Annotated in this window: 2 protein-coding genes and 2 pseudogenes; 2 read left to right on the top strand and 2 right to left on the bottom strand. The window is 63.6% G+C overall.

What is annotated here, in order from left to right; all coding sequences use genetic code 11:
- A pseudogene (locus EN893_RS30885) lies at window positions 1-291 on the bottom strand (ornithine cyclodeaminase family protein); the annotation flags it as partial.
- 127 nt (window positions 292-418) lie between these two features.
- Between EN893_RS30885 and EN893_RS30880 the strand changes: the two are divergent.
- Window positions 419-880, top strand: a complete 462-nt coding sequence (locus tag EN893_RS30880; RefSeq protein WP_023813853.1) for an Lrp/AsnC ligand binding domain-containing protein — start codon at window positions 419-421, stop codon at window positions 878-880.
- On the opposite strand, the gene EN893_RS30875 is transcribed toward EN893_RS30880, so the two are convergent.
- Window positions 877-1,776 (bottom strand): LysR substrate-binding domain-containing protein, encoded by a 900-nt coding sequence (locus tag EN893_RS30875; protein ID WP_127271872.1) that lies wholly within the window; start codon window positions 1,774-1,776, stop codon window positions 877-879. The two genes, EN893_RS30880 and EN893_RS30875, sit on opposite strands and share 4 nt — an antisense overlap.
- A 127-nt stretch (window positions 1,777-1,903) precedes the next feature.
- Here EN893_RS30875 and EN893_RS30870 point away from each other — a divergent pair.
- Window positions 1,904-2,046, top strand: a pseudogene (locus EN893_RS30870) (3-oxoacyl-ACP reductase); the annotation flags it as partial.

The raw sequence follows: 2,046 nt of genomic DNA, 5'->3' as shown, positions 1-2,046 counted from the left end.
GGGGATGCCTTTGGCGACGTTGCCCTCGAAGACGTTGACGATCTTCACCGTCAGATGCATGCCCGCTATCCATGCCGACATCGCCAGCGAATAGCCGGCCTGCGGAACATCGAGCTGCGGCCGTGCCGGATTGACCACCTTGCCGCCGGACAAGGCCTTGAAGCCGCCGGCGAGCACGTCGAGAAGCTGGCGCAGGTCGATGCAGGTTTTCACCTCGGCCTCGCTCAGGATGAGTACGGGCATGTCACCCTTGGCCTGGGCGCTGCGGGAGGTCGATATCGCTGATGTCATGGGATACGCTTTCGTTGTCGGTTGCACGACAACGGTATTGCAGTCCGGGAGCGTGATGAAATATACTGCTTTTGCTACTTTGGCGTGATTATCACGTTTGTTCTGGTCAAAAAGTGTGAATCCTGCAATGGACGATCTCGACCGTATCGACCGCTCGCTGCTACGTTTGTTGCAGGAGGACGGCCGCCGCACGACGCTCGATCTGGCGCGCCGGGTCGGTCTGTCGCCGACCGGGGCGACGCAGCGCGTCAAGCGGCTGTTCGCCGAAGGCTTCATTCGCGCCGTGCGCGCGGTGCTCGATCCTGCTCGGATCGGGCAGGCGCAGCTCGTCTTCATCGAGGTGCGGCTCGACCACACGGCGCCGCATGTGTTCGACCGCTTCGCCGAGGCGGTTCTGCGGGCGCCCGAGATCATCGAATGCCACATGGTGGTCGGCGGCTTCGACTATCTGGTCAAGGCGCGCATCGCCGACATGGCGATGTTCCAGGATTTCCTGCAGCGCGTCATCCTGCCGCTGCCCGGGGTGCGGGAGACACACACCTACGCTTCGATCGCCAATGTGAAGCCCGACGCCTTGCTGCCGATCTAGAGCGGCGGCCTTTCTCCCGCATCCAGCAACCATTGCCGCACGGCTTGCGTCGGCTCGGGGTGGCGCTGTTTTCTCGGCATCACGACATAAAAATCCTGCGTGCCGCGCATTTCGCCGCTGACGGGCTGAACCAGGCGGCCCGTGGCGAGATCAGCGGCTACGAGGAAGCGGCTGGCCAGCGCAATGCCCTGGCCGGCGACGGCCGCGTCGATGGCCAGGCCCGTCTGGTTGAAGCGCATCCGTTTCAATTCGGTCGTCATCTTCAGGCCGACCGCTTTCTCCATGAATTCCGGCCACAGATTGTGGGCATCGTGCAGCAGCACATGGTGCTGGATTTCGGAGGCTGCGATTTCAGCAACACCTTCCGGCAGCAAGGCCGGGCTGCAGACGGCGACGATCTGCTGGGGAAACAGCAGGTCGACGATCAGCCCAGCGCCGAAGGGCGGGCGGCCTTGCCTGACCGCGATGTCGACGCCATCGGCCTGGAAGCTCGACAGGCTCTCGCTGGCCAGCACGCGCAAATCGACCAGCGGGTTGTGCGCGACGAAGTCGTGCAATCTCGGGATCAGCCATTTGGTGGCGAAGCTCGGCGTCACGCTGATCGTCAGCCGCGCCGGCTCGGGACGAAGCAGCAGCGTCGCCTCCGAGATCAGGTCGAAGGCGCGGCGGATATTGGGGACATAGGCGCGGCCCTCATCGGTCAGCGCCAGGCCGCGCGGCAGCCGCTCGAACAGCTTTGTGCCGAGATCGGCTTCCAGCCCGCGAATGTGCTGGGCGACCGCCCCTTGCGTGACATTGAGCTCTTCGGCGGCGATGCGGAAGTTGAGATGACGCGCCGAGGCTTCGAAGGCGCGCAGCGCATTCAACGGCGGCAGGCTGAGGAAGGCTTCGGGCATGCAGGAGTTTTTCTACAGGTTGATTTCAGGCATTCTGGTTCGAACCAGCGGGGAAAACCAGCTATATCAACGCTCAGCTCCCGAAAACACCGCTTGCGGTGCCCGCAAACCCTGAGAGGAAAATCCGATGAGTGTAGAAAAAGTAGCTGTGGTGGTGGCCGGCGGCAGCGGCATGGGTGCGGCGGCGGCCAAGCGGCTGGCGGCGGACGGCTTCAAGGTCGCCATTCTTTCGTCGTCCGGAAAGGGCGAGGCGCTGGCTGGGGAATTGGG

The organism is Mesorhizobium sp. M7A.F.Ca.CA.004.04.2.1, assembly GCF_004022825.1.
GTDB lineage: Bacteria > Pseudomonadota > Alphaproteobacteria > Rhizobiales > Rhizobiaceae > Mesorhizobium.
This window is presented reverse-complemented; position numbering and strand designations above follow the sequence as displayed.